The 25,585-nt window shown below is 64.6% G+C and carries 23 protein-coding genes; 15 read left to right on the top strand and 8 right to left on the bottom strand.

The features are described 5' to 3' along the window. Window positions 1–86 precede the first annotated feature (86 nt). Window positions 87–602 (top strand): hypothetical protein, encoded by a 516-nt coding sequence (locus VGR99_RS31745; RefSeq protein ID WP_326903881.1) that lies wholly within the window; start codon window positions 87–89, stop codon window positions 600–602. A gap of 293 nt (window positions 603–895) precedes the next feature. Next, window positions 896–4,270: an adenylate/guanylate cyclase domain-containing protein gene (locus VGR99_RS31740; RefSeq protein ID WP_326903880.1), complete on the top strand. Its 3,375-nt coding sequence runs from the start codon at window positions 896–898 to the stop codon at window positions 4,268–4,270. A 3-nt stretch (window positions 4,271–4,273) separates the two neighbouring features. Here VGR99_RS31740 and VGR99_RS31735 read toward each other — a convergent pair whose 3' ends face one another. After that, window positions 4,274–5,497: a polyhydroxyalkanoate depolymerase gene (locus VGR99_RS31735; protein WP_326903879.1), complete on the bottom strand. Its 1,224-nt coding sequence runs from the start codon at window positions 5,495–5,497 to the stop codon at window positions 4,274–4,276. 170 nt (window positions 5,498–5,667) lie between these two features. Here VGR99_RS31735 and VGR99_RS31730 point away from each other — a divergent pair, with 170 nt between their 5' ends. Next, the gene (locus VGR99_RS31730; protein ID WP_326903878.1) at window positions 5,668–6,324 is read left to right on the top strand and encodes a glutathione S-transferase family protein; all 657 of its coding nucleotides are present in this window, start codon (window positions 5,668–5,670) and stop codon (window positions 6,322–6,324) included. Window positions 6,325–6,600: 276 nt separating this feature from the next. Here the strand turns inward: VGR99_RS31730 and VGR99_RS31725 are convergent, their stop codons facing one another. Next, entirely contained in the window at window positions 6,601–6,825 is a 225-nt protein-coding gene (locus tag VGR99_RS31725) for a hypothetical protein (RefSeq protein WP_326903877.1), read from the bottom strand. Window positions 6,826–7,010: 185 nt separating this feature from the next. On the opposite strand from VGR99_RS31725, the gene VGR99_RS31720 reads away from it, so the two are divergent. Beyond that, window positions 7,011–7,367 (top strand): hypothetical protein, encoded by a 357-nt coding sequence (locus VGR99_RS31720; protein ID WP_326903876.1) that lies wholly within the window; start codon window positions 7,011–7,013, stop codon window positions 7,365–7,367. Between the two features lie 9 nt (window positions 7,368–7,376). On the opposite strand, the gene VGR99_RS31715 is transcribed toward VGR99_RS31720, so the two are convergent. Next, window positions 7,377–8,480: a mandelate racemase/muconate lactonizing enzyme family protein gene (locus VGR99_RS31715; RefSeq protein WP_326903875.1), complete on the bottom strand. Its 1,104-nt coding sequence runs from the start codon at window positions 8,478–8,480 to the stop codon at window positions 7,377–7,379. A gap of 186 nt (window positions 8,481–8,666) precedes the next feature. On the opposite strand from VGR99_RS31715, the gene VGR99_RS31710 reads away from it, so the two are divergent. The 5 genes from VGR99_RS31710 (at window position 8,667) to VGR99_RS31690 (ending at window position 13,820) form a co-directional block, all read left to right on the top strand. Next, entirely contained in the window at window positions 8,667–9,524 is an 858-nt protein-coding gene (locus VGR99_RS31710) for an AraC family transcriptional regulator (RefSeq protein WP_326903874.1), read from the top strand. Window positions 9,525–9,745: 221 nt separating this feature from the next. Continuing rightward, window positions 9,746–10,684, top strand: coding sequence for an SMP-30/gluconolactonase/LRE family protein (locus VGR99_RS31705; protein ID WP_326903873.1), 939 nt, complete (start codon window positions 9,746–9,748; stop codon window positions 10,682–10,684). Window positions 10,685–10,886: 202 nt separating this feature from the next. Continuing rightward, window positions 10,887–11,480: a GNAT family protein gene (locus VGR99_RS31700; protein WP_326903872.1), complete on the top strand. Its 594-nt coding sequence runs from the start codon at window positions 10,887–10,889 to the stop codon at window positions 11,478–11,480. Between the two features lie 16 nt (window positions 11,481–11,496). After that, window positions 11,497–13,143, top strand: coding sequence for a GMC family oxidoreductase (locus VGR99_RS31695; protein WP_326903871.1), 1,647 nt, complete (start codon window positions 11,497–11,499; stop codon window positions 13,141–13,143). A 134-nt stretch (window positions 13,144–13,277) separates the two neighbouring features. After that, window positions 13,278–13,820 (top strand): REP-associated tyrosine transposase, encoded by a 543-nt coding sequence (locus VGR99_RS31690; RefSeq protein ID WP_326903870.1) that lies wholly within the window; start codon window positions 13,278–13,280, stop codon window positions 13,818–13,820. An 806-nt stretch (window positions 13,821–14,626) separates the two neighbouring features. Here VGR99_RS31690 and VGR99_RS31685 read toward each other — a convergent pair. Beyond that, window positions 14,627–15,469, bottom strand: a complete 843-nt coding sequence (locus VGR99_RS31685; RefSeq protein WP_326903869.1) for a MoxR family ATPase — start codon at window positions 15,467–15,469, stop codon at window positions 14,627–14,629. Window positions 15,470–15,574: 105 nt separating this feature from the next. Next, entirely contained in the window at window positions 15,575–15,820 is a 246-nt protein-coding gene (locus tag VGR99_RS31680) for a GlsB/YeaQ/YmgE family stress response membrane protein (RefSeq protein ID WP_326903868.1), read from the bottom strand. A 123-nt stretch (window positions 15,821–15,943) separates the two neighbouring features. On the opposite strand from VGR99_RS31680, the gene VGR99_RS31675 reads away from it, so the two are divergent. The 3 genes from VGR99_RS31675 to sseA all read left to right on the top strand — a co-directional run bounded on the left by VGR99_RS31675 (window position 15,944) and on the right by sseA (window position 18,653). Continuing rightward, window positions 15,944–17,119 (top strand): VWA domain-containing protein, encoded by a 1,176-nt coding sequence (locus tag VGR99_RS31675; protein ID WP_326903867.1) that lies wholly within the window; start codon window positions 15,944–15,946, stop codon window positions 17,117–17,119. 128 nt (window positions 17,120–17,247) lie between these two features. Further along, complete coding sequence (locus tag VGR99_RS31670) at window positions 17,248–17,661, top strand: rhodanese-like domain-containing protein (RefSeq protein WP_235544204.1); 414 nt, start codon at window positions 17,248–17,250, stop codon at window positions 17,659–17,661. 140 nt (window positions 17,662–17,801) lie between these two features. Continuing rightward, the gene (gene sseA / locus VGR99_RS31665) at window positions 17,802–18,653 is read left to right on the top strand and encodes a 3-mercaptopyruvate sulfurtransferase (RefSeq protein ID WP_326903866.1); all 852 of its coding nucleotides are present in this window, start codon (window positions 17,802–17,804) and stop codon (window positions 18,651–18,653) included. Window positions 18,654–18,714: 61 nt separating this feature from the next. Here sseA and VGR99_RS31660 read toward each other — a convergent pair whose 3' ends face one another. Further along, window positions 18,715–19,500 carry a hypothetical protein gene (locus VGR99_RS31660; RefSeq protein ID WP_326903865.1) on the bottom strand — a complete coding sequence of 262 codons (786 nt, stop codon included), beginning with the start codon at window positions 19,498–19,500 and terminating at the stop codon, window positions 18,715–18,717. A gap of 368 nt (window positions 19,501–19,868) precedes the next feature. On the opposite strand from VGR99_RS31660, the gene VGR99_RS31655 reads away from it, so the two are divergent. Beyond that, window positions 19,869–21,044 (top strand): L,D-transpeptidase family protein, encoded by a 1,176-nt coding sequence (locus VGR99_RS31655; protein ID WP_326904083.1) that lies wholly within the window; start codon window positions 19,869–19,871, stop codon window positions 21,042–21,044. Between the two features lie 71 nt (window positions 21,045–21,115). On the opposite strand, the gene VGR99_RS31650 is transcribed toward VGR99_RS31655, so the two are convergent. Both VGR99_RS31650 and VGR99_RS31645 read right to left on the bottom strand, forming a co-directional pair. Further along, window positions 21,116–22,078 (bottom strand): D-2-hydroxyacid dehydrogenase family protein, encoded by a 963-nt coding sequence (locus VGR99_RS31650; protein WP_326903864.1) that lies wholly within the window; start codon window positions 22,076–22,078, stop codon window positions 21,116–21,118. Between the two features lie 145 nt (window positions 22,079–22,223). Further along, entirely contained in the window at window positions 22,224–22,439 is a 216-nt protein-coding gene (locus VGR99_RS31645; RefSeq protein WP_326903863.1) for a hypothetical protein, read from the bottom strand. 234 nt (window positions 22,440–22,673) lie between these two features. Here VGR99_RS31645 and ettA point away from each other — a divergent pair, with 234 nt between their 5' ends. Together ettA and VGR99_RS31635 are read left to right on the top strand one after the other, a co-directional pair. After that, window positions 22,674–24,323 carry an energy-dependent translational throttle protein EttA gene (gene ettA, locus VGR99_RS31640; RefSeq protein WP_326903862.1) on the top strand — a complete coding sequence of 550 codons (1,650 nt, stop codon included), beginning with the start codon at window positions 22,674–22,676 and terminating at the stop codon, window positions 24,321–24,323. A gap of 7 nt (window positions 24,324–24,330) precedes the next feature. After that, entirely contained in the window at window positions 24,331–25,557 is a 1,227-nt protein-coding gene (locus VGR99_RS31635; RefSeq protein WP_326903861.1) for a lytic murein transglycosylase, read from the top strand. The last annotated feature ends 28 nt before the right edge of the window (window positions 25,558–25,585 follow it).

The raw sequence follows: 25,585 nt of genomic DNA, 5'->3' as shown, positions 1-25,585 counted from the left end.
GGAATCAAGGGCATCGAGAACCGCGTCCCGGCAGATTCAATTCGGGGTCGGCCGGCAGGCTGCCGATTACTCAGAAGGAGCCCCCAATGAAGATCACCAGTGCAATTTCGAGCGCATCTTCCCTCACAAGGTACCTCAGCGGCCTTGGGATCGCCCGTTCCAGTCTGATCAAGTCGGCCCATATCCTTGAAAGAATTGGGCTGGCGGCCGTTGGAGCCTCTTGCGGCCTCTATGTGGGGGCGACCCTGTTGCGTCAGAAAGGCGGGCTGTTCGAGAGCGGCTGGATCGTGCTGATCACGATGCTCTACGGAGCTCTCAGCTACTATGTCGGAATTGATTTGTCCGGCAATGCCGCACGGCGGCCGAAATCGAGCATCTCGGAAGAATGGAACGGTTCCGAGCCGGCTGAACTCATGAGTGCGGCCGGAACGTTCGGCGCGGCGATTGCCGCAACTCTTTCCATAAGCATTCTTGTGCTTGATCAAAATCTATCCAACGCCCTGATAGGCTTTGTTGCCGGCTGCTGGGCGATTGGTTCTTCGCTTCAGGTTGTCGCGGGCACGATGGCTCGCGGCCAGGAAGCGCCGATGAACGAGCAATGACGGAATGCGCCCCCTCGGCATTGTATGCGAGCACAAGGCGCGGTGCCGATTGGCTTCAGATCGGGAGTGAGTCGTCAAGGCTCATCGCAACCTCTGCAATCAAACGCTGCGTGCCGGCGATGTTTGGTAGCACGGCCGTTCGCATCGGGTCGTGTCCCGACCGAAGCGTCATCGGTAACGAGTAACCTAATTTTCGGAAAGCAAAGACGTGCCATCATGGTGGCGTTGGGATATTGTCTCGGCGCGGCCGTGGTCCAAATTCTGCTAATCGCCAGCCATGAGATGGGTGAGCCATGCAGATTGCGGAGTGGCTCGAGAAGCTGGGGCTTGGGCAATACGCGGAGCGTTTTGCCCAGAACGGGATCGACGTTGGCGTCCTCCCCGAGCTGATGGACGCGGACTTTGACAAGCTCGGAGTCCTGCTCGGTCATCGCCGCAAGATGCAGCGAGCCATTGCCGACCTCGATCCGGCCGCATTGATCGCATCGCCGGCTCCGCCTCACGACGCCGAGCGGCGCCATCTCACCGTCATGTTTTGCGATCTGGTCGGCTCGACCGTGCTCTCGGCGCGCCTCGATCCCGAGGATATGTGGGAAGTGATCCGGGTCTACCGCGCCGCATGCGCGCGGGTCATCGCCGCTTACGACGGCAGCATAGCCAGGTTCGTCGGTGACGGAATACTCGTCTATTTCGGCTATCCGCGCGCCCACGAAGACGACGCGGAGCGTGCGGTGCGCGCGGGCCTCGACATTATCTCCGCAATTGGCCAGCTCAGAACAGGCGCCGGCGAACGGGTGGAGCTGCGGATTGCAGTTGCGACCGGGCTCGTCGTGGTGGGCGACCTCATCAGTGGAGATGCGTCGGAGGAGCACGCGACCGTCGGCGATACGCCAAATCTCGCTGCTCGGCTTCAGAGCCTCGCCGAGCCCGGGGCGGTCGTCGTTGCGTCATCGACGCGCCGGCTGCTTGGCGATCTTTTCACTTTCCGCAATCTCGGCCGCCGCGAAGTCAAGGGGATCGGCGAACCCATCGCGGTGTGGGCGGTGGAAGGAGCGACCGCGTCCGAGAGCCGCTTCGAGGCGGTCCGTGCCGCGCGCTCGATCGGCTTTGTCGGCCGCAAGGACGAGATCGAATTCATTCTCTCGCGCCAGCGGGAGGCATGGCAGGGCCACGGCCAGATCGTATGGATCTCCGGCGAGGCGGGCATCGGCAAGTCGCGCATCGTCGCAACGCTGTCCGAAAGCCCCTCGTTGGGAACGCACCGCCGGGTACGATATCAGTGTTCGCCTTATCATACGAACAGCGCGCTTCATCCCTTTGTCGCGCAGCTCGAGCGCGCCGCCGGAATCCGCTCGCACGACACGCCGGAGCAAAGGCTCGACAAGCTCGAGGCAATGCTGGCGCTTGGAACACAGCAGGTCGCCCGGGCAACACCGCTCATTGCGGCTCTGCTTTCGATTCCAACCGGCGACCATTGCCCGCCTCTCGGCTTGAGTCCGGCGCAGCAGCGGCGACAGACATTTGCCGCCCTTCTCGATCAGCTCGAGGGGTTGGCGCGAGATCAGCCCCTGCTGATCATCTGCGAGGATCTGCATTGGGCCGATGCCACGAGCCTCGAGCTGTTTGATCTCGCAGTCGATCGGATCAGGGCATTGCCGATCCTCGTGCTCATGACATCCCGGCCGGAGTTCGAGCCTTCCTGGTCGGGCCTTGCCAATGTCGGCCTGTTGCGGCTCGACCGGCTCGATCGGCAGGACACGCGCGCGCTGGTGGAACAGGTGGTCGTCGGTCGCCAGCTGCCACGCGAGATGATGAAGCAGATCATCGACAGGACGGATGGCGTCCCGCTCTTCGTCGAGGAACTGACCAAGATGGTGCTGGAGTCCGGCCTGCTGGTCGAAGATGCCGGGCGCTATCGCCTGAATAGTCCGCTGCCGCCGCTCGCTATTCCCGCCACGTTGCAGGATTCGCTGATGGCGCGGCTCGACCGGCTCGCTCCAGTCAAGGAAGTGGCGCAGATAGGCGCCGCCATCGGTCGCGACTTCTCATACGCGCTGCTGAAGCACGTGGCGGGACGCGATGATCTGACGCTGAGTGCGGCGCTGGCACAACTTGAAGAGGCCGAACTGCTGCTTCGCCGCGGGGCTCCGCCCGACGCAAACTATAGTTTCAAGCACGCCCTCGTGCAGGAAGCAGCCTACGAGAGTCTGCTCAAGAGCAAACGGCACCTGCTTCACACCAGAATTGGCGAGGTCCTGCGTGAGAAGTTTCCGGTCGTCGCCGAGATCGAGCCGGAAGTTCTGGCGCATCACTTCACTGAAGCGGGGCTGAGCGAGGTCGCCCTCGAATGGTGGCGCAAGGCGGGCCAGCAGGCGCTGAAACGTTCTGCCTATTCCGAGGCGGTCGCGCATCTCGGCAAGGCCGTTGCGGCCGCCGACGAACTGCCTGACGAGCCCCGCCGGATGATGACCAGGCTGCATCTTCAAATCTCGTATGGCCGTGCACTCAGGGGCAGCCTCGGGCACAGCGCTCCCGAAACGATCGCGGCATGGACGCGTGCGCGCCGGTTCGCAGCCGACATCGATGATCCCGTTGAACTTGCGCCTGTTCATTCGGGCCTTTTCAATGCCTGCCTGACACACGGCGAATTGGCTCCGATGCGGGAGCTTGTGGATGCCATCAGGGGCGTCGCTGACCGACGACCGGACTCGCCGGTGGCGGCCGTGGTTGCCCATTGGACGAGCGGCGTCACTTGCTGGTTCGGCGGCGAATATGTGAACGCGCGAACGCATCTCGAGAAGGCGCTGGCCATCTATGGTGCCGAGCCGGATCCCTCGACATTCAGGGCTTCGGCGCTGGATCTGCCGTTCGTGATCATGAGATTTCTTGCCCTGGTGCTCTGGCCGCTCGGTCTCACTGCACGCGCGCGCAAGCTCGCCGCCGAAGCGGTGGGGGCGTCGGGAGAAACCCGGGCGCTTTCCCGGGCCAATGCGCTGGTTCATCGCGCCGTGTTCGACGGCGTATGCGGCGGCATGCTGCAGCAGACAGAGACGATCCTGGCGCTCGGTCTCGCGCGCGACCACACGATGCCGCTGTATGTGGCCGCGGGCACCTATCTGAATGGACTGGCCAGGTGGCGTGCCGGCGACCGAACGGCCGGACTGGCGGATATGCGTCACGGCTGGACCTTGCTGCACGAGAACGATTGCTACCTCTGCGAACCGTTTTGGGGGCTGCATGTCGCGGTGGCGAATGCAGAGATGGGCCAGGTCGAAGCAGGGCTCGACATCCTGAACGAACTGATCGCCCGGACCGGACAGTCCGGCCAGCATTGGCTTGATGCCGAGCTGTATCGTGTCCGCGGAAAGCTTCTATGGCGTCATGATTCGCCAGACGAATCCGGTGCCGAACTCGACATCAAGCGAGCGCTCGAAATCGCGCGACACCAGCAGACGAAGACCTTCGAGCTGCGCAGCGTGCTTGAACTTGCCCGCCTGCACAAGACGAACGGCCGGGCGGGTGCGGTATCCGAAGCGCTCGCGCCGGTGTTCGCCGGGCTCGAGGCGGAGCGCAACCTTCCCGAATTGGTGGAAGCGAAAGAGCTGCTCGCGCAAGAGCATGAGGCGCGCGCCGTTTCCCTGGCGGGTCGTCCTGGCGGCGGGGAATGACAGTTACGAATTGACGTGCACGAAATCCCGCAGCAGCGGATAGATCTCGTTGTTCCAGCGCTTGCCGGAGAACACGCCGTAATGGCCGACGCCGGCCTGCATGTGGTGGACGCGGCGATAGGCGCGCACTCCGGTGCAGAGGTCCTGCGCGGCCAGCGTCTGGCCGATCGAGCAGATGTCGTCCTTTTCGCCCTCGACCGTCATCAGCCCCATGCGGCTGACGGCCTTGGTGTTCACGGGACGGCCGCGGTGCATCAGCTTGCCCTGCGGCAGGAGATGCTCCTGGAACACGTCGCGCACGGTCTCGATGTAGAACTCGGCCGGCAGGTCCATCACGGCAAAGTATTCGTCGTAGAAGGTCTTGATCGTCGCCGCCTTGTCCTTCTCGCCCTTGGCGATGTGGTTGGCGAGATCCATGTGCTGCTTGATGTGGCGCTCGAGGTTCATCGACACGAAGGCGGTGAGCTGCACGAAGCCGGGATAGACCTTGCGCAGCGCGCCGCGGCACTGCACCGGCACGTAGTTGATCAGGTTCTGCTCGAACCAGTCGATCGGCCTGCTCTTGGCGAATTCGTTGACCCTGGTCGGCTGGATCCGCGTGTCGATGGGACCTGCCATCAGCGTCAGCGTCGCCGGCCGCGACGGATGATTGCCCTCGCACATGACCGCGGCGGCCGCGAGCGCGGAGACCGACGGCTGGCAGATCGCCACCATGTGCGGGCGCGGGCCGAGCTGGCCGAGGAAGTCGATGAGGTGATCGGTGTAGTCGTCGAGCCCGAAGCGGCCTTCGCTGCGCGGGATGTCGCGCGGATTGTGCCAGTCGGTGATGTAGACGTCGTGGTCCTGCAGCAGCGTCTTCACGGTGCCGCGCAAGAGCGTAGCGAAATGGCCGGACATCGGCGCCACCAGCAGCATGCGCGGCTGCTCCGGCGCGCCATTCTTCTTGAAATGCAGCAGCGAGCCGAACGGCGTCGCATAGGCGACCTCCTCGGTGATGCCGATCTCGCGGTTGCCCACCATGACGCTGTCGATGCCATAGGCGGGTCGGTTATAGGTGAGGGTGGAGCGTGAGATCAGCTCCAGCGCCGCCGAGAGCCGTCCAACCACCTGATCCGACACGCCTTGCGGCACCAGATGGAGGAATTTCAGCGCGGACGAGGCTCCCGCCCGCCACGGCGCCGTCAGGTCCATCTGGTTCTGAAAAGCCTGATAATACATCGACATCATACTGAAGCGCCCACCTATCCCCTGCTGCCATGCAATATCGGAGCCAGACGGGAGCCGGGCCGCCCGCAAAATTGGCACGTCGCTTGCTGCTCCTTTCGCGGGAAGCACAGGTAATGGGCACGCCGCGAGCCGGGGCGGGCTGCCAGTGACAGGCGTTGAGGAAGGGCCCAATGGCGAAGGCGACACTGACCATCAGCAGCAAGAACTACTCGTCCTGGTCGCTGCGTGGCTGGCTGCTGACGAAGTTTTCCGGGCTCGATTTCGAGGAGATCGTGACCGCGCCGGACGACGCCTCCGCGCGCGCGGAGATCCTGCTGCTGTCGTCGTCGATCCTGGTGCCGTGCCTGCGGCACGAGGGTGCCGTCGTCTGGGATACGCTGGCGATCGCCGAATATCTCAACGAGGCGATGCCGGACGCCGGGCTGTTGCCCGACGACCGCGTCCAGCGCGCTCATTGCCGCTCGATTTGCGGCGAAATCCATTCCGGCTTCACCACGCTGCGCGCCTCGCTGCCGGTCAACCTGAAGGGTCACTTCCCCGGCTTCAAGATCTGGTCGCGCGCGCAGGCCGACATCGACCGCGTCTGGTTCATCTGGCGCGACTGCCTGGAGAAGTCCGGCGGCCCGTTCCTGTTCGGTGCGCGGCGCACCATGGCGGATGCGATGTACGCGCCCGTGGTGACGCGCTTCGTGACCTATGACGTCAAGCTCGAGCCGCGCCTGAAGGCTTATGCCGATACCATCATGGCCATGCCCGAGATGAAGGAATGGATCGCGGCGGCCAAGGAAGAGCCGGCCGAGATCGAGGAGCTCGAGGTCGAATATTAGGCAGGCCTCGCGCCACGCTGCCCGTTTCGGGGGCGGGGGTCGCCCGGGGCGGCGAGGGGAGCCATGCCCTTTCCGCCGTTAACCTTTGGCGCCGGCGGCGGGGCCGGGCCAGTCCAACGGTCCGATAGATATTGTGCGCGCCGGCAAACCTATGCCGACATCTAGCCGTGAACAGCCGCGTACGGAACTATTCGGCTGATTCGGACGTGATTCGTTCGGGCCGCGTTCCGTTCGTTAAGCCGGAGCGCGGCCCCGTTGCATTTTGAAACAGGAGCGTCAGGCGAGGCCCGATTGCTTCACGCGTGGAAGGCGCCAGCCGATCACGGTCGCTTCGACCGCGACGCCGGCAACGTGGTTCTGCCAGCGTCCTTCGACGTAACGGCAGGCGAACGGCAGTTGATACGTTCCGCTGTGGTCCTCACACAGGACTTCGACCGGCAGTCCTGGTGGCGGCTCTCCGGCGCCATCGAATTCCGCCAGACGTCTATCGCGCGTTGCCATTCCAAAAATCTCCCCTAAACAAAGCCGCGGACAGAGCGCCCAACTCTCCCGCATGCGGATCATCGTTCCCCGTCCGAGGAAACAGGGCCAAGCTCAACGCGAGAATGCGGTACGAGTGTGGTAGCCTCGCACGGCTGTGCGCAAACAGCGCACATTGCCGTGATCAATTTGACGAGGAACCCTGCATGCCGCATCGAAGTGCCGGCGTTTGTGTCGTGATGTTGCTGCTCACCGCGCTGGCGGCCCCGCCGGTCCGGGCGCAGGACGTACCCGGCATCGAGATCTGCACGGTCGAGAAGACCATGGAGCGGCGCACGAGCTGCCTGCAGAGCAATGTCGACTTCCTGCAGAAGACGATCACCAGGCTCAACCTCGATCATCAGCAGAAGCTGGATGCCGCGGGTCGCCAGATCGACGCGTTGAAGGTGACGGTGGCGGGCTTGCAGAAGACGCTCGGCGATCTGCAGGCCGCGCAAGCGAAGCTCGCGGAGGATTTGAAGAAGAAGCAGGACGCGCCGCCGCCGAAGGATGCGGCGAAATAAGCGTGGCGATCACGCCACGCGATAGCGCTCCATCACGCCGCGATCGGGCTCGTAGCCAAGCCCCGGCCCCGAAGGTACTGCGACATGGCCGGTCGCATCGACGTCGGCGCGGCCGCCCCAGAGGCAGGCCTCGCGCTTGAGATAGAACATCTCGACGAGCCCCTCGTCGCGTCCCGCGAGCAGATGCAGCGTCGCCAGTAGTCCTGGACCGAAATAAGGGGAGTGCGGGACGATCTTGACGCCGAGCTGATCGGCCAGCCGCGCAACCTTCAAGAATTCCGTGATGCCGCCGACCTTGGTCACGGATGGTTGCGCATGGCTCACCGCGCCCGCCTCCATCATCTGGCGGAATTGATATTCGGTGCAGGCGTTCTCGCCGGCGGCGACGCCAAGCCCGCCCTTGCTGCGGACCTCGGCAAGCGCAGCAAAATCTTCCGGCGGCCAGACCGGCTCTTCCAGAAACATCGGCTGCGCGTCCTTGCACGCCTTCGCGAACGCGATCGCCTGCTCGCCTGTGAGCGGGCAGTTCATGTCGACCATCAGCGGAATGCCGGGCCCGATCGCCTCGCGTGCGGCAAATACCGCTGGTGTCGTGGTCTCGTGCAGCTTGATCGCGCCATAGCCGAGCGCGAGCGCCTTCCTGCATTCGCCGGCGATGTTCTCGGGCGAGCCGATCCGCAGCAGGCTCGCATAGGCGGGAATCTTCGCGCGCCTGGTCTCGCCGAACAGCTGGTGCAACGGCACGCCCTCGACCTTCGCGGCCAGGTCCCACAGCGCGATGTCGAGCCCTGAGATCGCGAACATGGTGATGCCGTAGCGGCCGAACAGATGCAGGTTGCGCTGGATCTGTTCCAGGGCCGCGGGAATGCCGGCGGCATCGGGCACCTTCAGCCCGCGCGCCTGCGGCGCGATCATCTCCTCGACGGCGCTGCGCGTGGTGCGCGGGCTGACATAGGCAAAGGCGTCGCCCCAGCCGGTCAGCCCGGCATCGGTGGTCACCTCGACCAGCACCATGTCGAGCGCGGAGATTGCGGATGCGCCCTGGCGAAAGCTCGCGACACCGGCGTCATAGGGGATGCGGATATGGTGCGCCCGCACATCGGTGATTTCCATGACGCGGTTCCTCCAAGCCTTTTGGTGACATGCTTTCTGGCGAGCGGTTCCAGGCAGTGTAGCTGGGAATGCCGGGGCGTTGCCAGACGCTATTCCCGGACTATCCTCATGCGCCGACAGCAATGCCGATCAAGCGCAGCGGAGAATGCAAGTGCATCATCGCGATCGCTTCGAACGAGGGCCACCATGAACCCAGCCCAGCGCGCGCTCTGGTACATCGAGAGCCATCTGGCCGAGCCGATGACGCTCGACGAGATCGCTGCGATCTCGGGCGTGTCGCGGTTCCACATCGTGCGCGCGTTTGCCGCAGCCACCGGTCATCCGGTGATGCGCTACGTGCGCGCACGGCGGCTGAGTGAGGCGGCGCGCAGTCTCGCGAAAGGCGCGCCCGACATTCTGTCGCTGGCGCTGGAGGCGGATTACGGCTCGCACGAAGCATTCACCCGCGCGTTCCGCGACCAGTTCGGCACCACGCCGGAAGCGGTCAGGGCCGCGACATGCGTCAGCCACCTCAAGCTGCAGGAGCCGATCCTCATGGACTCCACCATGATCGATAATCTCAAAGCCCCGCGTTTCGAAAGCGCAAAGGCCATCCTCGTCGCCGGTCCCGCCGAGCGGATCTCCTGCGACAATGGCGCTGCCATTCCCGGCCTGTGGCACCGCTTCCACCAGGAGGTCGCCGATATTCCGGCGCGGGTCGGCCAAGGGAAGAATCAAGGGAAAAATCAAGTCGCCTATGGCGTCTGCTGCAATGGCGACGATGCCGGCAATTTCGACTACATCGCCGGCGTCGAGGTCGCCGATTTCTCCGACCTGCCGCGCCGCTTCGGCCGCATCCGCATCCCCGAGCAGCGTTATGCGGTGTTCACCCACACCGACCACGTCGCCTCGATCCGCCGCACCGTCAACACGATCTGGAATCAATGGCTGCCGGCCTCGGGCCTGAAGGCCGCGGACGCGCCGAACTTCGAGCGCTATGACGAAAAGTTCGATCCAGCGACCGGCAATGGCGGCTTCGAGATTTGGATACCTGTAAGAGAGTAGCATGATCCGGAAAAGTGCGACGCGGTTTTCCGAAAAGATCATGCTCAAACAAGAATGCAAGGCGCGATGCCGCTCATCGCGCCTTGCGTTGCAACGCTGGCATACCGTCCGGCTTGCTTGGCAAGCGGAAGCGGCTTTGTCATAACCTCAGGCAAACCTTGCGTGAGGGGCCGACGCCGGACATCCCGTGCAAGCCATAACAAGCAAGCCGGGAGGTACCCATGTCCACTGCCACGCCCAACGTCCGCGTTCTCGCCACCGACCTCGAATTTCCCGAAGGGCCGGTCGTGATGCCTGACGGCTCGGTGGTGCTGGTGGAGATCCGCGGCCAGCGCCTGACCCGCATCCATCCCGACGGCCGCAAGGAGATCGTCGCGAAGGTGCCGGGTGGCCCGAACGGTGCGGCGATGGGCCCCGACGGAAAAATCTACATCTGCAACAATGGCGGCTTCTCCTGGATCCCGACCGGCAAGATGATCATGCCGGGCCCGCAGCCCGAGGATTATCTCGGCGGCTCGATCCAGCGCGTCGATCTGCAATCCGGCAAGGTCGAGACCGTCGTCACCAAATGCGGCGAGCACGATCTGCGCGGGCCGAACGATCTGGTGTTCGACAAGCATGGCGGCCTCTGGTTCTCCGATCTCGGCAAGCGCCGCCCCCGCGAGATGGACGTCGGCGGCATGTACTATCTCAAGCCCGGCATGAAGGAGATCGTCGAGGTCGTGCACGGCGTGCTGCCGGCCAACGGCATCGGCCTGTCGCCGGACGAGAACACCGTCTATATCGCGGAGACGCCCACGGGGCGGCTCTGGGCCTACGATCTGTCCGCGCCCGGCACGCTGAAGCCGCGCGACGTGATCTATCGCGGCGAGCGCGGCAAGCCGATCTGCGGCCTCGGCGGCTACCAGATGTTCGACTCGCTCGCGGTCGAGGCGAACGGCAATGTCTGCGTCGCCACCCTCGTGTCCGGCTGCATCTCGGTGATCGCGCCTGACGGCACCCTGGTCGAGCAGGTCCCGACCGGCGACCGCGTCACCACCAACATCGCCTTCGGCGGCCCCGAGCTGAAAACCGCCTATATCACACTGTCCGGCAAGGGTGAACTGATCGCCATGGACTGGCCGCGCGGCGGTTTGCCGTTGAATTTTCTGAATAAGTGAGCCAAGCCCTCATTGTACGGGAGGCGAGGCAACTCTCAGACCCTCACCCTGAGGAGCGCGCATCTGGCGCGCGTCTCGAAGGGCGAGGCCACCAGCGGGGCCTTCATCCTTCGAGACGCTTGCTTCGCAAGCTCCTCAGGATGAGGGTCTGGCAGTCCGGATTGCTTCGCTTCGCTCGCAATGACAACGGAGAGAGACTTCAATGCCCTGGCCTGATCCGATCACCCTGCGTGGACAGCACGCCCGTCTGGAGCCGCTGTCGAAAGAGCACCGCGAGGGGCTGGTGGAGGCCGTGAAGGACGGCGATCTCTACACGATCTGGTACACCGCGATCCCGACGCCGGAAAACGTCGCCAAGGAGATTGACCGTCGCCTCGGCCTTCAGGCTGCGGGCTCGATGCTGCCGTTCACCGTGTTCGACGCCGGCGGCAAGATCGTGGGACAGACCACTTACATGAACATCGATGCCGCCAACCGCCGCGTCGAGATCGGCTCGACCTGGTATGGCAAGAGTGCCCAGCGCGGCCCGCTCAACACCCAGTGCAAGCTGCTGCTGCTGACCCACGCCTTCGAGACGCTGAATTGCATCGCGGTGGAATTCCGCACGCACTTCTTCAACCACCAGAGCCGCCGCGCCATCGAGCGCTTGGGCGCCAAGCAGGACGGCATTCTGCGCAGCCATCAGATCGCGCCGAACGGCACGCTGCGCGACACCGTGGTCTACAGCATCACCGCGGCCGAATGGCCGACGGTGAAAACGCATCTGAACTATCAACTCAACGAAAAGCCGCGCTAGGGGCGGCCGAGGCACCATGGATAGATTTGACTATGTGATCATCGGCGCGGGTTCGGCGGGTTGCGTGCTCGCCAGCCGGCTGAGCGAAGATGCCGACACCAGCGTCTGCGTGCTCGAAGCCGGGCCCAGCGACTGGCATCCCTACATCCACCTGCCGGCGGGTTTCATCAAGACCTTCCACATGAAGAGCATCAACTGGGCCTACCAGCAGGAGCCCGGTCCCTACACCGGCGGCCGCAGCATCTACGCCCCGCGCGGCAAGACGCTCGGCGGCTCGTCCTCGATCAACGGCCACATCTACAACCGCGGCCAGCGGATGGATTTCGACACCTGGGCGCAGATGGGCAATCGCGGCTGGGGCTATGCCGACGTGCTGCCTTACTTCAAGCGGCTGGAGAAGCGGGTCGGCGAGGGCGAGGATACTTTTCGCGGACGCGACGGCAAGCTGACGGTCACCACGATGGACTGGCGCGATCCGCTCTGCGAAGCCTTCATGGCAGGCGCCGTCTCGCTCGGCATTCCCCGCAATCCCGATTACAACGGCGCGAAACAGGAAGGCGTCTCCTACTGCCAGCGCACCATCGACAAGGGCCTGCGCGTCTCCGGCTCGACCGCGTTCCTCAAGCCGGCGATGAAGCGGCCCAACGTGCATGTGCACACGCATGCGCACGCGACCGAGATCATCTTTGAAGGCAAGCGCGCCGTCGGCGTGCGCTACACCAAGGGCGGCCGTGGCGGCACGCCGGTGGAGGTGCGCGCCAACAAGGAAGTGATCCTCTCCGGCGGCACCTATAATTCGCCGCAGCTCCTGCAGCTCTCCGGCGTCGGCTCGCCCGATCTGCTGAACGCCCACGGCATCCAGGTGCGTCACGCGCTGCCGGTCGGCGAGGGCCTGCAGGACCATTACGCCCCGCGCACAGTGGCGCGCGTCAAGGACATCAAGACCATCAACGAGCTTCGCCGCGGCTTCTCGCTGTGGATCGAGGCGCTGAAATGGGCGACTGCGCGCCGCGGCCTGCTCTCGCTGTCGCCGACCATGGTCTATTGCTTCTGGCATTCCGGCGAGAGCGCCGACAGCTCCGATCTCCAGCTCACCTTCACGCCGGCGAGCTACAAGGAAGGCGTGCAGGGCCAGCTCGAGGACGAGCCCGGCATGACGGTGGCCTCCTGGCAGCAGCGCCCGGAGAGCCGCGGTTATGTCCGCATCCGCTCCAGCGATCCGTTCGCGCCGCCGATCATCCAGACCAACTATCTCGACGCCGAGCTCGACCGCCGCGTCATCGTCGGCGGCATGAAGCTCGCGCGCAACCTGCTGAAATCCGCGCCGCTGTCGCCCTATTACGCCTACGAGGATTTCCCCGGCCCCAACGTCAACACCGACGACGAACTTTTGCACGCCGCCACCGAACGCGGCACCACCACCTTCCACCCCGGCTGCACCTGCCGCATGGGCCCGGCGGACTCGACCTGGGCGGTCGTCGACGACCAGCTCCGCGTCCACGGGCTGGAGGGCCTGCGTGTCATCGACGCCTCCGTCATGCCCCGCATGATCTCGGCGAATTTGAACGCCTCGACCATGATGATCGCCGACCGCGCCTCGGATTTGATCCGCGGCAAGGCGCCGATGGAAGCCGCGCGCATTCCGGATGCCGCGGTGGCGTGAGGTGGATTTCGTAGGGTGGGTAGAGCGCAGCGAAACCCATCATCATGCAGCGTTCGCGAAGCAAGATGGGTTTCGCTGCGCTCTACCCATCCTACGATTGGTGAATTCTACCGAAAGTTGCGCTAAGGTAGGGCATGACCTCCTATCGGCGCAACTTCGTTCCCGGCGGAAGCTTCTTCTTCACCGTCAACCTGCTTGACCGCCGGCAATCGCTCTTGACGGCGAACATCGACCTGTTGCGGGCGGCCTTTCGCGAAACGCGTCAACGGCATCCGTTCACGATCGACGCGATCGCGGTGCTGCCTGAGCATCTTCACACCGTCTGGACGATGCCCGACGGAGACGGTGATTTTGCAACGCGCTGGCGACAGATCAAATCCGCCTTCTCTCGTAGCCTTGTGACCGACGAAGTGATCTCAGCGAGCCGCGCGGGCAAGGCAGAGCGCGGTATTTGGCAGCGCCGCTATTGGGAGCACACCATTCGCGACGAGGAGGATTATGCCCGCCATATCGATTATGTGCATATCAATCCCGTCAAGCACGGCCTGGTCGATCGTGTCTGCGATTGGGCGCCTTCGTCGTTTCATCGCCATGTAGAACTCGGGGTCTATCCAGCAGATTGGGCCGGCGATCAGTCGCAACGCGACGACGTTGCCAAGTTCGGTGAGCGCAGTTGAAGGAGCCGTAGGATGGGTAGAGCGAAGCCGAAACCCATCGTGCCTCGGTGATCTTGGCAAGGTGATGGGTTTCGCTGCGCTCTACCCATCCTACGAAACTGCCCGTCGGGCAAAACACCCCGCAACGCGTCAACCCCATCTTGTGAAAATATTCCACTTTACCGAAATTCGGAATTGCGGCATACATCGAAACAGCCCGGCCCGACGAAGAGGGGCGGTTCGCGAGTCGTTCGAAGCGCGGGCCGGGTTGCGGTGGACGCGGCAGCGTCGGCACGACCGGTTGCGGGCAGGGCGGGTAGTCCCTGTGAGTCCGCGGCCACGTGTGGACGGACGGCGCTGAGCGCGTACGGCAAAACCGTGTGGTCCTGACCGTCGTTGCTACGGTCAAGCTTTCGTGGAGATGCGCGCGAGCCCAACCGGGCGGACGGCATCGTCAATTCGCGAAGGTGAGGGAGGCCAGAAGGAATTCGGCTCCCGGGAGAGCGCGGCATAAGCCGTCCGACCACTGCGCAGGGAAGGCCGTGTGTTGGGCTTCACCTGTATGCCGCTGTGCAGTCCTTTTGCGCGACCTGCGCACAGCGGACCGCGGGTGCCAGCCGGCACCCGGCCTTCCCTGCGCCCTCTGTTTGATGAGGGAGCGAGATTGAAGCAAAGCTCGGGCGAGATGAGCCGCGAGGCTGCGAAGGTGTGTCTGAAGTAGAGATGCGAGATCGTAGGATGGGTAGAGCGCAGCGAAACCCATCGGCCGCTCGTCCCGGAATGAGCGTGATGGGTTTCGCTTCGCTCTACCCATCCTACAAGTTCCCCTACACTTCCCTTCTGCTCAAGAACGCCAACCGCTCGAACAGATGCACGTCCTGCTCGTTCTTGAGCAGCGCGCCGTGCAGCGGCGGGATCAGTTTTCGCGGGTCGCGCTCGCGCAGCTGCTCGACGCTCATGTCCTCGTTGAGCAGCAGCTTCAGCCAGTCGAGCAGCTCCGACGTGGACGGCTTCTTCTTCAGGCCGGGGACCTCGCGCACCTCGAAGAAGATGCGCAGGGCTTCCTCGACCAGGCGCTTCTTGATGCCGGGGAAGTGGACGTCGACGATGCGGCCCATGGTGTCGGCGTCGGGGAACTTGATGTAGTGGAAGAAGCAGCGGCGCAGGAAGGCGTCGGGCAGCTCCTTCTCGTTGTTGGAGGTGATCATCATGATCGGGCGCTGCTTGGCCTTGATCGTCTCGCCGGTCTCGTAGACATGGAATTCCATGCGGTCGAGCTCAAGCAGCAGGTCGTTCGGGAATTCGATGTCGGCCTTGTCGATCTCGTCGATCAGCAGCACCGGGCGCTGCTCGGCGGTGAAGGCATCCCACAGCTTGCCGCGCTTGATGTAGTTCTTGATGTCGGAGACTCTGCTATCACCGAGCTGGCTGTCGCGCAGGCGCGACACCGCGTCGTATTCGTAGAGGCCCTGCTGCGCCTTGGTGGTGGACTTGATGTGCCAGGTGAGCAGCGGCGCGTTCAGCGCCTTCGCCACTTCCTCCGCCAGCACCGTCTTGCCGGTGCCGGGCTCGCCCTTCACCAGGAGCGGGCGCTCCAGCACGATCGAGGCATTGACGGCGACCTTGAGATCGTCGGTCGCAACATAGTCCTTGGTGCCGGTAAATTTCATTGCGCGTCCTTGTTGGTCGTCGTCCCAGGCATTGCCAATTTCATTGCCCCGGTCGCGACATGGGAACGGCCGCGCATGGCGGCCGTTCCTGGTTCGGTCAGGCTTTCAGACCCGTTTTATCAGCGAAAGGATGACGAGCACAATCACCGCGCCGACCGTCGCGTCGATGATGGAGCCCAGCGTGCCCGTGGCCAGCGCAATGCCGAGCTGCGGCAGCACCCAGCCTGCGACCAGCGCGCCGATGATGCCGACGACCATGTTGCCGATCAGCCCAAATCCCGCCCCGTGGACAATCTTGCCGGCGAGCCAGCCGGCGATCGCGCCAATGATGAGTGCTGCGAGAATTCCCATTGCAAACGTCCCCAAAACAACCCCTCGAGGCGGCCAATTCTAGAGCAAAAACCACAGGGGTCCAGCGCCCGGCGACGGCCTCCGCCCCTTGACGTTCGCCACCCGACGGGCAATCTGTCACCCATGTTCCTGCAATTCTTCACTTCTCTGCGCGATGCGCAGGTCCCCGTGACGCTGCGCGAATACCTCACGCTGATGGAGGCGCTCGACGCTGATCTGTCGGACTATTCGGTCGAGAATTTCTACTATCTCTCCCGAGCCTCCCTCGTGAAGGACGAGCGCAACCTCGACAAGTTCGATCGCGTCTTCGGCACGGTGTTCAAGGGGCTGGAAAGCCTGCTCGACGCCATGGAGAAGGCCGAGATCCCCGAGGAGTGGCTGAAGAAGCTCGCCGAAAAATACCTCAGCGAGGAAGAGAAGAAGCAGATCGAGGCCATGGGCTGGGACAAGCTCATGGAGACGCTGAAGAAGCGCCTCGAGGAGCAGAAGGGCCGCCACCAGGGCGGCTCGAAATGGATCGGCACCGCCGGCACCTCGCCGTTCGGCGCGCACGGCTACAATCCCGAAGGCGTCCGGATCGGCCAGGAGAAGAACCGCAACAACCGCGCCGTGAAGGTGTGGGACAAGCGCGAGTTCAAGGATCTCGACGGCAATGTCGAGCTCGGCATCCGCAACATCAAGGTGGCGCTGCGCCGCCTGCGCAAGTTCGCCCGCACCGGTGCGCCGGACGAGCTCGATCTCGACACCACCATCCGCGAGACCGCCAACCACGGCTATCTCGACGTTCACATGCGCCCCGAAAGGCGCAATGCGGTGAAGCTGCTGGTGTTCTTCGACATCGGCGGCTCCATGGATTCGCATATCGAGCAGGTCGAGGAGCTGTTCTCGGCGGCGAAGAGCGAGTTCAAGCACATGGAGTATTTCTACTTCCACAACTGCCTCTATGAAGGCGTGTGGAAGCAGAACAAGCGCCGCTTCACCGACCGCACGCCGACCTGGGACGTGCTGCACAAATACCCGCACGACTACAAGGTCGTGTTCGTCGGCGATGCCTCGATGTCGCCTTACGAGATCATGGTGCCGGGCGGCTCGGTCGAGCACGTCAACGAGGAGCCCGGCTCGGTCTGGCTCGATCGCATCATCCGCACCTATCCGCATACGGTGTGGCTGAATCCGGTGCAGCAGAAGCACTGGGATTATTCGGAATCGACCACCATCATCAAACGCATCTTCGCCAACCGCATGTACCCGATCACCATCGAGGGGCTGGAAGGTGCGATGAAGGAATTGACGCACTGATTGCTGTCATTCCGGGGCGCGCGTCGCGCGAACCCGGAATCTCGAGGTTCTCAGGTTCGCAAGTGCGCACCATAGTTCGCTCGCTTCGCGATCGCCCCGGAACGACGGAAGAGAAGAAGGGAAGACCCATGCCCCAGAACATCACCCGCGGCATCAAGGCGCTGATCGACGAGGCCAATGCCGAGATCGAGACGCTCAACGCCAAGGACGCCATCGAGATCTCCAAGAACGGTGACGTCGTCATCGTCGACATCCGCGACCCCCGCGAGATCGAGCGCGACGGCCGCATCCCCGGCGCATTCGCCTGCACGCGCGGCATGCTCGAATTCTGGATCGATCCGCAAAGCCCCTACGCGAAGCCGATCTTTCAGGAGGACAAGAAGTTCGTCTTCCATTGCGCCGGCGGCCTGCGCTCCGCGCTCGCCGCCAAGACCGCGCAGGACATGGGTCTGAAGCCCGTCGCCCACATCGCCGGCGGCTACGCCGCGTGGCGCGATGCCGGCGGTCCCACGGAGCAATGGGAGCCGAAGAAGAAGGGGTGAGGGGGCGTCACCGCTCTCTCCACCCGTCATTCCGGGGCGCGCGAAGCGTGAGCCCGGAATCCATTCATCCACCAACACTGCCGCACGATGGATTCCGGGCTCGTGCTGCGCACGCCCCGGAATGACAAGGAACATTTTGCATGGCCACCGACCCCCTCGTCTCCACCGAATGGCTCGCCGCCCACATCAACGATGCCAACGTCAAGGTGCTCGACGCCAGCTTCAAGCTGCCGGGTGTGCTGCCGCTGCCGAAGGATGACTATCTCGCCGCGCATCTGCCGGGCGCGGCGTTCTTCGACGTCGATGCGGTGTCGGATCATTCCAATCCGCTGCCGCACATGTATCCGAGCGCCGAGCAGTTCGGTCGTGATATCGGCAATCTCGGCATCGGAAATAGCGACACCGTCGTGCTCTACGATGCCGGCGGCTGGGTCGCTGCTCCCCGCGCGTGGTGGATGTTCCTGGCGTTCGGCCACAACAATGTGCGCATCCTCAATGGCGGCCTGAAGAAGTGGCGCGCCGAGGGACGCTCCGTGGAGAGCGGCGAGGTCAAGCCGAAACCTGCGACGTTCAAGGCGAGCTACGATCCGAAGCGCGTGCGCAGCATGCAGCAATTGGTCGCCAACGTCGAAAGCCGCGCCGAGCAGGTGATTGACGCTCGCGCGGCCGATCGCTTCGAAGGCCGTGCGCCGGAGCCGCGCGCGGGCATCCGCTCCGGCCACATCCCCGGCGCGCGCAACGTGCCCTACAACCAGCTGTTCGATGCCGCGACCGGCACGATGAAGCCGCTCGACGATCTTCGCGCCGCGTTCACCGGCGCAGGCGTCAAGCTCGATGCGCCGATCGTGACGAGCTGCGGCTCCGGCGTCTCCGCCGGCGTGCTGACGCTCGCGCTCTATCGCCTGGGGATCACCGACACCGCGCTCTATGACGGCTCGTGGTCGGAATGGGGGCAGGAGAAGGGCCCACCGATCGCCACCGGACCGGCCTGAGCTCGTCGCAACGGCGACGATGCACTCCCTCGCTCCGCTTGCGGGGCGAGGTGAAGCAAGATCACCGCGGGCGCGTGGTCGTTGTCGCGAAGGTCTGCTGTTGACCGAACGGATCGAGCTGCTGCTGCAACTGCTGAGGCGGCGGACGCCTGACGATACGATGGCGCTTCTTCGCCTTCGCCTTGCGCTTGATCGCCTTGCTGTCCGGCGTGGCGGCATCTGCCTTGGCCTTCGCCGGCGGATCCTTCCAGGCCGTGGTCGCGGGATCGTTCAGCGCGGCCAGCTTGGCCGAGGTGGCATCGAGTGCCGAGGAGGCGAGGGCGGTGCTGGGGTCGGCGGGGGCCGGCTCGCTGGCGGTCGCGGCCGGCTTAACTTCCGGCTTAGGCTCGGGGATCGATGCCGTGGTGTCCGCCGGGGTGAGCGTGTCGGTGGGGGCCGGCGCGGGGGCGCCCGTGGTTATCTCGGCCTTGGTCTCAGCTTCGGCCGGCTCGGCGGCCGGAGGCGCGACTTCAGTTGCCTGCGGCTGCGGCTGCGGGTCGGTCTCGGTCGCCAGCGCGGCGATCTGCTCGGGCTGGGTCTCCGGCAATCCGATGGTCGGCACCTGGTCGCGCAGCGACGGCGCGGGCGCGGCGGCCACCGCCGGCTCGGCGCGCAAGACCGCGAGCACCGGCTGGGCCGGCTCGGGAGCCTGTGCGAACACCTGCTCCTGCGGGCCGTTCCGCCAGGAGGGGTTGCTGACATACTGCTCATGGGTTGCCCGCAGCAGCGCGGCGGCACCTAGCCCGAACACCAGGATGGAGGTTGACAGCAGGATCGCGGCAAGCAGGAAGCGAAAGCCGGGAAGCATCGAGGGATTGCGAATTTCCGCCCGGGCGGTGTGGGTAGCCAGGGCCCAAGAGCCATCTGAACGCGGTGACGGTACTGATTGCCGCGTTCGCCACGCTAGATCCGAGCTCAAATCGGTGGCGAATCAGGCTGATTCGACCATATCGCAACGTCTCTGCGCCGTTCCGTAAAAATCGGGTCGCAGACTCCGGCGATCTCCGGCGTGATGCGATTTCCATCCCCGTGATGCAACGGGGCAACTGTGTGCGATTGCATCACAAATCGCTAAATCGGCCCAAATCGGCCTGTTATGTCTTGAATGTGCCGCTATCTTCGGTCATCTGGCCGTTGACGGCTCGGACGGGGCCCGGGGACGATGCAAGAGCGATGATGATCAAACATTTTCTGACGATATGCGCTGCCGCAACAGTCGCTGCGGCGGGAACCTCGCTTGCACAGGCCCAGAGCTATCCGGTCCAGCAGGCGCCAAGCTATGGCGCGCCGGCCGAATACCGCCCCGGCGACCGCACGCCGAGTTTCGACTCGCTGGACGACGAGGACGACGCGATGCCGCAGGCTTCGCTGCCGCCGCCCGGTCCGGTCGACGATCCGCGCTATGGCCGCCCGCCCGGCCCGCCCGTTTACTCCGCCGCTCCGCCGCAGGGCCCGGTGATGTCGCCGGATGATCCGCGTTATGGCCGTCCCGCCGGCGCTCCGCCCGTTTATTCCGCCGCGCCGCAGGGTCCGGTGATGTCGCCCGACGATCCCCGCTACGGCCGCCCCGCCGGCCCGCCGCCGGTGATCTACGCCAATCGTCCGGGTCAGGGCCAGGCGCCCGCCAATGACGGTCTTCGTCCGCCGGAGGCGGTCGGTGGTCCCGCCGCGACCGGAACGGTTCAGTCCGGCCAGCCCGCCTTGGGCGCCGATGGCCGTCCGATGTCGGTCGCCTTGTTGCCGCCCGAGGAGCAGCCTGACGCGGCACCGGCGCAGTTGGCGCCGAACCTGCGCCGTCAGGAAGTCGCGTTCCAGACCAAGGAGCCGGCCGGTACGATCGTGGTCGATACCCCGAACACCTACCTCTATTACGTCCTCGGCAACGGCCGGGCGATTCGCTACGGCGTCCGCGTCGGCCGCGACGGTTTCACCTGGACCGGCGTGCAGAAGATCACCCGCAAGGCCGAGTGGCCGGATTGGCACCCGCCGGCGGAAATGATCGAGCGCCAGCCTTATCTGCCGCGCTTCATGGCCGGCGGCGAAGGCAATCCGCTCGGCGCCCGCGCGATGTATCTCGGCTCGACCGTGTACCGCATCCACGGCACCAACCAGCCCTCGACGATCGGCAAGTTCGTCTCCTCCGGCTGCATCGGCATGCTGAATGAGGACGTCTCGGATCTGTTCGAGCGCACCAAGGTCGGCACCCGCGTGGTGGTGATGCCGGGCGGTACTGCGCCGGGAACGGCGACCGCATCGGCTGCCCCTGCACCGGGCGCGGCCCCGGCTGGCCCCGTCCCGGGCACCCAGCCGACCGTCGTGCCGCCGCTGCCCGCGCCCGTCACCGTGCGCTAAGCGCTTCGCGACAACGGATTGCAAAAGGGCGTGCATCGGCACGCCCTTTGACGTTTGAGGCTTGCGTCGTCTCAGGCCAGCTTCCGCGGCAGCTCGCCACCTTTGGTGAAGGCGTCGATCGCCTCGACCATCTGGCCGTAATGGATGCGCAGGCCATCCTCGGTCGCGTAGCCGAGATGCGGCGTCAGCACGAGATTGTCGAGCTTGCGGAAGGGATGGTCGACCGGCAGCGGCTCGACCGCGAACACGTCGATCCCGGCGCCCGCGATCTTCTTCTGCCGCAAGGCCTCGAGCAGCGCCTGCTCGTCCACGATCGGCCCGCGCGCGGTGTTGACGAGGAAGGCGGTCGGCTTCATCCGCGCCAGATCGGCGCGGCTGACGAGGCCGCGCGAGCGATCGCTCAGCACCACATGGATGGTGACGATATCGGCGTTGGCAAACAGCTCCTCCTTGGTGGCATAGCCGACGCCGGCCGCCGCGCACTTCTCGGGCGTGAGGTTCGGGCTCCAGGCGATCACGTTCATGCCGAAGGCCTTGGCGATGCCGGCCATCTTGGTGCCGAGCTTGCCGAGGCCGATGATTCCGAGCGTGAGGCCCTCGATCTCGACGCCGGCGAAGGTCTGCCAGGGCTCGCCGGCATGCATGCGCGCGTTCTCGCGGCCGATGCCGCGGGTCAGCTCCAGGATCAGGCCCATGGTCAGCGGCGCGGTCGGATCACGCGAATATTGCGTGCCGCCGAGGGCGACGCCCTTCGCCTTCGCCGCCTCCATGTCGATCGCGGCGTTGCGCATCCCGGACGTGAGCAGCAGCTTCAGCTTCGGCAAGCTCTCGAACAGGCTCTTGGGGAACGCGGTGCGCTCGCGCATGGCGCAGATGATCTCGAAATCGGCCAGCGCACTCGCCGCGGCCTGTTCCGAGGCGAAGGGATGGCTGAACACAGTTGTGTCGACGCGGTCGGACAGTTTCGACCAGTCGGCGACGTCCAGAGCAAGGTTGAAATAGTCGTCGAGAATTGCACAGCGCAGCCGCGTCATCAGCGTTCATCCAGGGCCAGAGTTGATGGCGAGAGGGACGGCGCTGGGCGGTGGGCGCCATCGTCGGAATAGGGCCATGGTTGCGCGCAATCGCGCCGGTGCGCAAGCGGCTGGCGTCTTCAAAAATCCGATAGGAGAGGCAGGCTTAGCGGTCGCGCGGCTTCAGCCGGAGCGGCGCATCCATGCCGTGCTTGGCGCGCCAGGCGGGGCCGGGGCCGCGCATGTAGTGCAGCTCGGGGCGGTAGGGGTTGAAGACGGTGGCGAAGAAGCGCTTCCAGAAACCTCGGACCTCGGAGACGAGGCCGGTCGCGTTCCCGGCTTCGGCCGGAACGGGGAATGAATGGGTCTCGATCAGAGCCATGACGCTGTCTCGCTGTTCTCCCCGTGCATTCTGAGCGGGTGGCGCTGTTTCCGCGCGAAACCGAGCTTTGGCCTGATTTATTAAAAGATAGTTTCAATTGTCCGGATTCGGGTCCGGATGGTGTCCGCCCAGTATTCATCCGTGGTGAACGGAGGGAAAACATTGCCCTTTGGGGGCGGGATCGCTACATCGGCAGCAAGCAAATCTCCTCAAATTGAAGGTTTCACGGGACCGATGGCGCGCCAATTTGTCTACTTCATGGACGGCCTGACCAAGAGCTACCCGACCCGCAAGGTGCTCGACAACATTCGGCTGAGCTTCTACCCGGACGCCAAGATCGGCGTTCTCGGCGTCAACGGCTCCGGTAAGTCGACCCTGCTCAAGATCATGGCCGGCCTCGACAAGGAATACACCGGCGAGGCCTGGGTCGCCGAGGGCGCCCGCGTCGGCTATCTCGAGCAGGAGCCGCAGCTCGATGCCAAGCTCTCCGTGCGTGAGAACGTCATGCTGGGCGTCGCCAAGCAGAAGGCCATCCTCGATCGCTACAACGAATTGGCGATGAACTACTCCGAGGAAACCGCCGATGAGATGACCAAGCTGCAGGACGAGATCGAGGCCCAGGGCCTCTGGGATCTCGACAGCAAGGTCGATCAGGCCATGGACGCGCTGCGCTGTCCTCCCGACGATGCCGACGTCACCAAGCTCTCCGGCGGTGAGCGCCGCCGCGTCGCGCTGTGCCGGCTGCTGCTCGACCAGCCCGAACTGCTGCTGCTGGACGAACCGACCAACCATCTCGACGCCGAGTCGGTGTCGTGGCTCGAAGGCCATCTGCGCACCTATCCCGGTGCGATCCTGATCGTGACCCACGATCGCTACTTCCTCGACAACGTCACGAGCTGGATCCTCGAGCTCGATCGCGGCAAGGGCATTCCCTACGAGGGCAATTATTCGTCCTGGCTGGTGCAGAAGCAGAAGCGGCTGGAGCAGGAAGGCCGCGAGGACGCCGCGCACCAGAAGACGATTGCGCGCGAGCAGGAATGGGTGGCGTCCTCGCCGAAGGCACGCCAGGCCAAGTCGAAGGCGCGCTACCAGCGCTATGAGGATCTGCTCAAGCAGGCGAGCGAGAAGCAGACCCAGACCGCGCAGATCATCATTCCCGTCGCCGAACGCCTCGGCGCCAACGTGGTCGATTTCGAAGCCCTCAGCAAAGGCTATGGCGATCGCCTCTTGATCGACGATCTCACCTTCAAGCTGCCGCCCGGCGGCATCGTCGGCGTGATCGGCGCCAACGGTGCCGGCAAGACCACGCTGTTCAAGATGATCACCAAGCAGGAGACCCCGGACAAGGGCACCATCACGGTCGGCGAGACCGTGCATCTCGGCTATGTCGACCAGTCGCGCGACGCGCTCGACGGTAGCAAGAACGTCTGGGAGGAGATCTCCGGCGGCAACGAGCTGATCCTGCTCGGCAAGAAGGAAGTGAACTCGCGCGGCTATTGCTCGTCGTTCAACTTCAAGGGCGCCGACCAGCAGAAGAAGGTCGGCGCGCTCTCCGGCGGTGAACGCAACCGCGTCCATCTCGCAAAAATGCTGAAGTCCGGCGCCAACGTCCTGCTGCTCGACGAACCGACCAACGACCTCGACGTCGATACGCTGCGCGCGCTCGAAGAGGCGCTGGAGGATTTCGCCGGCTGCGCCGTCATCATCAGCCACGATCGCTGGTTCCTCGACCGCATCGCGACCCACATCCTGGCCTTCGAGGGCGACAGCCACGTCGAATGGTTCGAAGGCAACTTCCAGGACTACGAAAAGGACAAGATGCGCCGGCTCGGCCAGGACAGCATCATTCCGCACCGCGTGAAGTACAAGAAGCTGACGCGGTGATATCGGCATGATGCGGCGGGCGCTCATCGCGGCGGTGATTGTCGTCACCTGCGGATGGTCGTCCGCCCGCGCCGCCGACGCCGCCTTCACGCAGTTTATCGCCTCGCTCTGGCCGGATGCGCAGGCTGCCGGTGTTTCGCGCAAGACGTTCGACGAGCAGACGCGCGGGCTCGAGCCCGACTACAAGCTGCCCGATCTGATCCTGCCCGGACGGCCCGCGACCGGTGCGCCGTCGCAGGCCGAGTTCGTGCAGGTGCCGGCGGACTACGTCAAGGAAGCCTCGATCGCGCGGCTTGCGGGCGAGGGACAGCGGCTGCTGCAGAAATATCGCCCCGCTCTGAGCGAGATCGAGCAGAAGTCCGGCGTACCTTCGACTGTCATGCTCGCGATCTGGGGCCGCGAGACCGACTACGGCCGCTACACGCTGCCCTATGATCTCGTTCGCGTGCTGGCGACGCAGGCCTATGTCGGTCGCCGCAAGGACACCTATCGCAACGAGTTCATCCTCTCGCTGAAAATTCTGGGCGAGGGCGTGGTGACGCGCAAGGACATGCGCTCGTCCTGGGCCGGCGCCACCGGCCTCACGCAGTTTCTGCCGTCGGAATATTACAAGCACGGCGTCGATTTCGACGGCGACGGCCGCATCGACATCTGGCACTCGGTGCCGGATGCGCTCGCCTCCGCCGCGCAGCAACTCGTCAACAAGGGCTGGCAGAGCGGCGTCCGCTGGGCCTACGAGGTGCAGGCGCCGGCGAAGGTCGATTGCACCAGTGGCGTGCCGGAGGTGACGAAGCCGATCGGCCAGTGGCTGCGCGAAGGCTTTGTGCCGGTGCGCGGGCAAAAGCTCAGCGCTGCCGAGCAGGCGCAGCCGGCCTCGCTGCTCCAGCCGGAAGGCATCTATGGTCCGTCATTCCTGACGACGAAGAACTACTTCGTCATCAAGGAATACAATTTCTCCGACCTCTACGTGCTGTTCGTCGGCCATCTCAGCGACCGCATGACGAGCCCGCTGCCGTTCGCAACGCCGTGGGCGGCCTCGAAGCAACTGCGCACCAAGGACGTCGAGACCATGCAGCGCGGGCTCACGCGCGTCGGGCTCTACAAGGACAAGATCGACGGCAAGGCCGGCATGCAGACGCGCGCCGCGCTCGGCGCCTACCAGAAGTCGGCAGGCCTCAAGGTCGATTGCTGGCCGAGCGAAGAGGTGCTGCGCTCGATCCAGGCGGCGCGCTAGCGAGACTCTTTCGCCAAAGAAAAAGCCC

Origin of the sequence: Bradyrhizobium sp. (assembly GCF_035935975.1) — a bacterium.
Taxonomy (GTDB): domain Bacteria; phylum Pseudomonadota; class Alphaproteobacteria; order Rhizobiales; family Xanthobacteraceae; genus Bradyrhizobium.
Note: the sequence above shows the minus strand (reverse complement) of the source record. Positions and strands in the feature narration are given on the sequence as shown.

Excerpts from the sequence above, each read along its gene's own strand:
- VGR99_RS31745 (WP_326903881.1), top strand. The coding sequence starts at position 87 with ATGAAGATCACCAGTGCAATTTCGAGCGCATCTTCCCTCACAAGGTAC.
- VGR99_RS31740 (WP_326903880.1), top strand. The coding sequence starts at position 896 with ATGCAGATTGCGGAGTGGCTCGAGAAGCTGGGGCTTGGGCAATACGCG.
- VGR99_RS31735 (WP_326903879.1), bottom strand. The coding sequence starts at position 5,497 with ATGATGTCGATGTATTATCAGGCTTTTCAGAACCAGATGGACCTGACG.
- VGR99_RS31730 (WP_326903878.1), top strand. The coding sequence starts at position 5,668 with ATGGCGAAGGCGACACTGACCATCAGCAGCAAGAACTACTCGTCCTGG.
- VGR99_RS31725 (WP_326903877.1), bottom strand. The coding sequence starts at position 6,825 with ATGGCAACGCGCGATAGACGTCTGGCGGAATTCGATGGCGCCGGAGAG.
- VGR99_RS31720 (WP_326903876.1), top strand. The coding sequence starts at position 7,011 with ATGCCGCATCGAAGTGCCGGCGTTTGTGTCGTGATGTTGCTGCTCACC.
- VGR99_RS31715 (WP_326903875.1), bottom strand. The coding sequence starts at position 8,480 with ATGGAAATCACCGATGTGCGGGCGCACCATATCCGCATCCCCTATGAC.
- VGR99_RS31710 (WP_326903874.1), top strand. The coding sequence starts at position 8,667 with ATGAACCCAGCCCAGCGCGCGCTCTGGTACATCGAGAGCCATCTGGCC.
- VGR99_RS31705 (WP_326903873.1), top strand. The coding sequence starts at position 9,746 with ATGTCCACTGCCACGCCCAACGTCCGCGTTCTCGCCACCGACCTCGAA.
- VGR99_RS31700 (WP_326903872.1), top strand. The coding sequence starts at position 10,887 with ATGCCCTGGCCTGATCCGATCACCCTGCGTGGACAGCACGCCCGTCTG.
- VGR99_RS31695 (WP_326903871.1), top strand. The coding sequence starts at position 11,497 with ATGGATAGATTTGACTATGTGATCATCGGCGCGGGTTCGGCGGGTTGC.
- VGR99_RS31690 (WP_326903870.1), top strand. The coding sequence starts at position 13,278 with ATGACCTCCTATCGGCGCAACTTCGTTCCCGGCGGAAGCTTCTTCTTC.
- VGR99_RS31685 (WP_326903869.1), bottom strand. The coding sequence starts at position 15,469 with ATGAAATTTACCGGCACCAAGGACTATGTTGCGACCGACGATCTCAAG.
- VGR99_RS31680 (WP_326903868.1), bottom strand. The coding sequence starts at position 15,820 with ATGGGAATTCTCGCAGCACTCATCATTGGCGCGATCGCCGGCTGGCTC.
- VGR99_RS31675 (WP_326903867.1), top strand. The coding sequence starts at position 15,944 with ATGTTCCTGCAATTCTTCACTTCTCTGCGCGATGCGCAGGTCCCCGTG.
- VGR99_RS31670 (WP_235544204.1), top strand. The coding sequence starts at position 17,248 with ATGCCCCAGAACATCACCCGCGGCATCAAGGCGCTGATCGACGAGGCC.
- sseA (WP_326903866.1), top strand. The coding sequence starts at position 17,802 with ATGGCCACCGACCCCCTCGTCTCCACCGAATGGCTCGCCGCCCACATC.
- VGR99_RS31660 (WP_326903865.1), bottom strand. The coding sequence starts at position 19,500 with ATGCTTCCCGGCTTTCGCTTCCTGCTTGCCGCGATCCTGCTGTCAACC.
- VGR99_RS31655 (WP_326904083.1), top strand. The coding sequence starts at position 19,869 with ATGATCAAACATTTTCTGACGATATGCGCTGCCGCAACAGTCGCTGCG.
- VGR99_RS31650 (WP_326903864.1), bottom strand. The coding sequence starts at position 22,078 with ATGACGCGGCTGCGCTGTGCAATTCTCGACGACTATTTCAACCTTGCT.
- VGR99_RS31645 (WP_326903863.1), bottom strand. The coding sequence starts at position 22,439 with ATGGCTCTGATCGAGACCCATTCATTCCCCGTTCCGGCCGAAGCCGGG.
- ettA (WP_326903862.1), top strand. The coding sequence starts at position 22,674 with ATGGCGCGCCAATTTGTCTACTTCATGGACGGCCTGACCAAGAGCTAC.
- VGR99_RS31635 (WP_326903861.1), top strand. The coding sequence starts at position 24,331 with ATGATGCGGCGGGCGCTCATCGCGGCGGTGATTGTCGTCACCTGCGGA.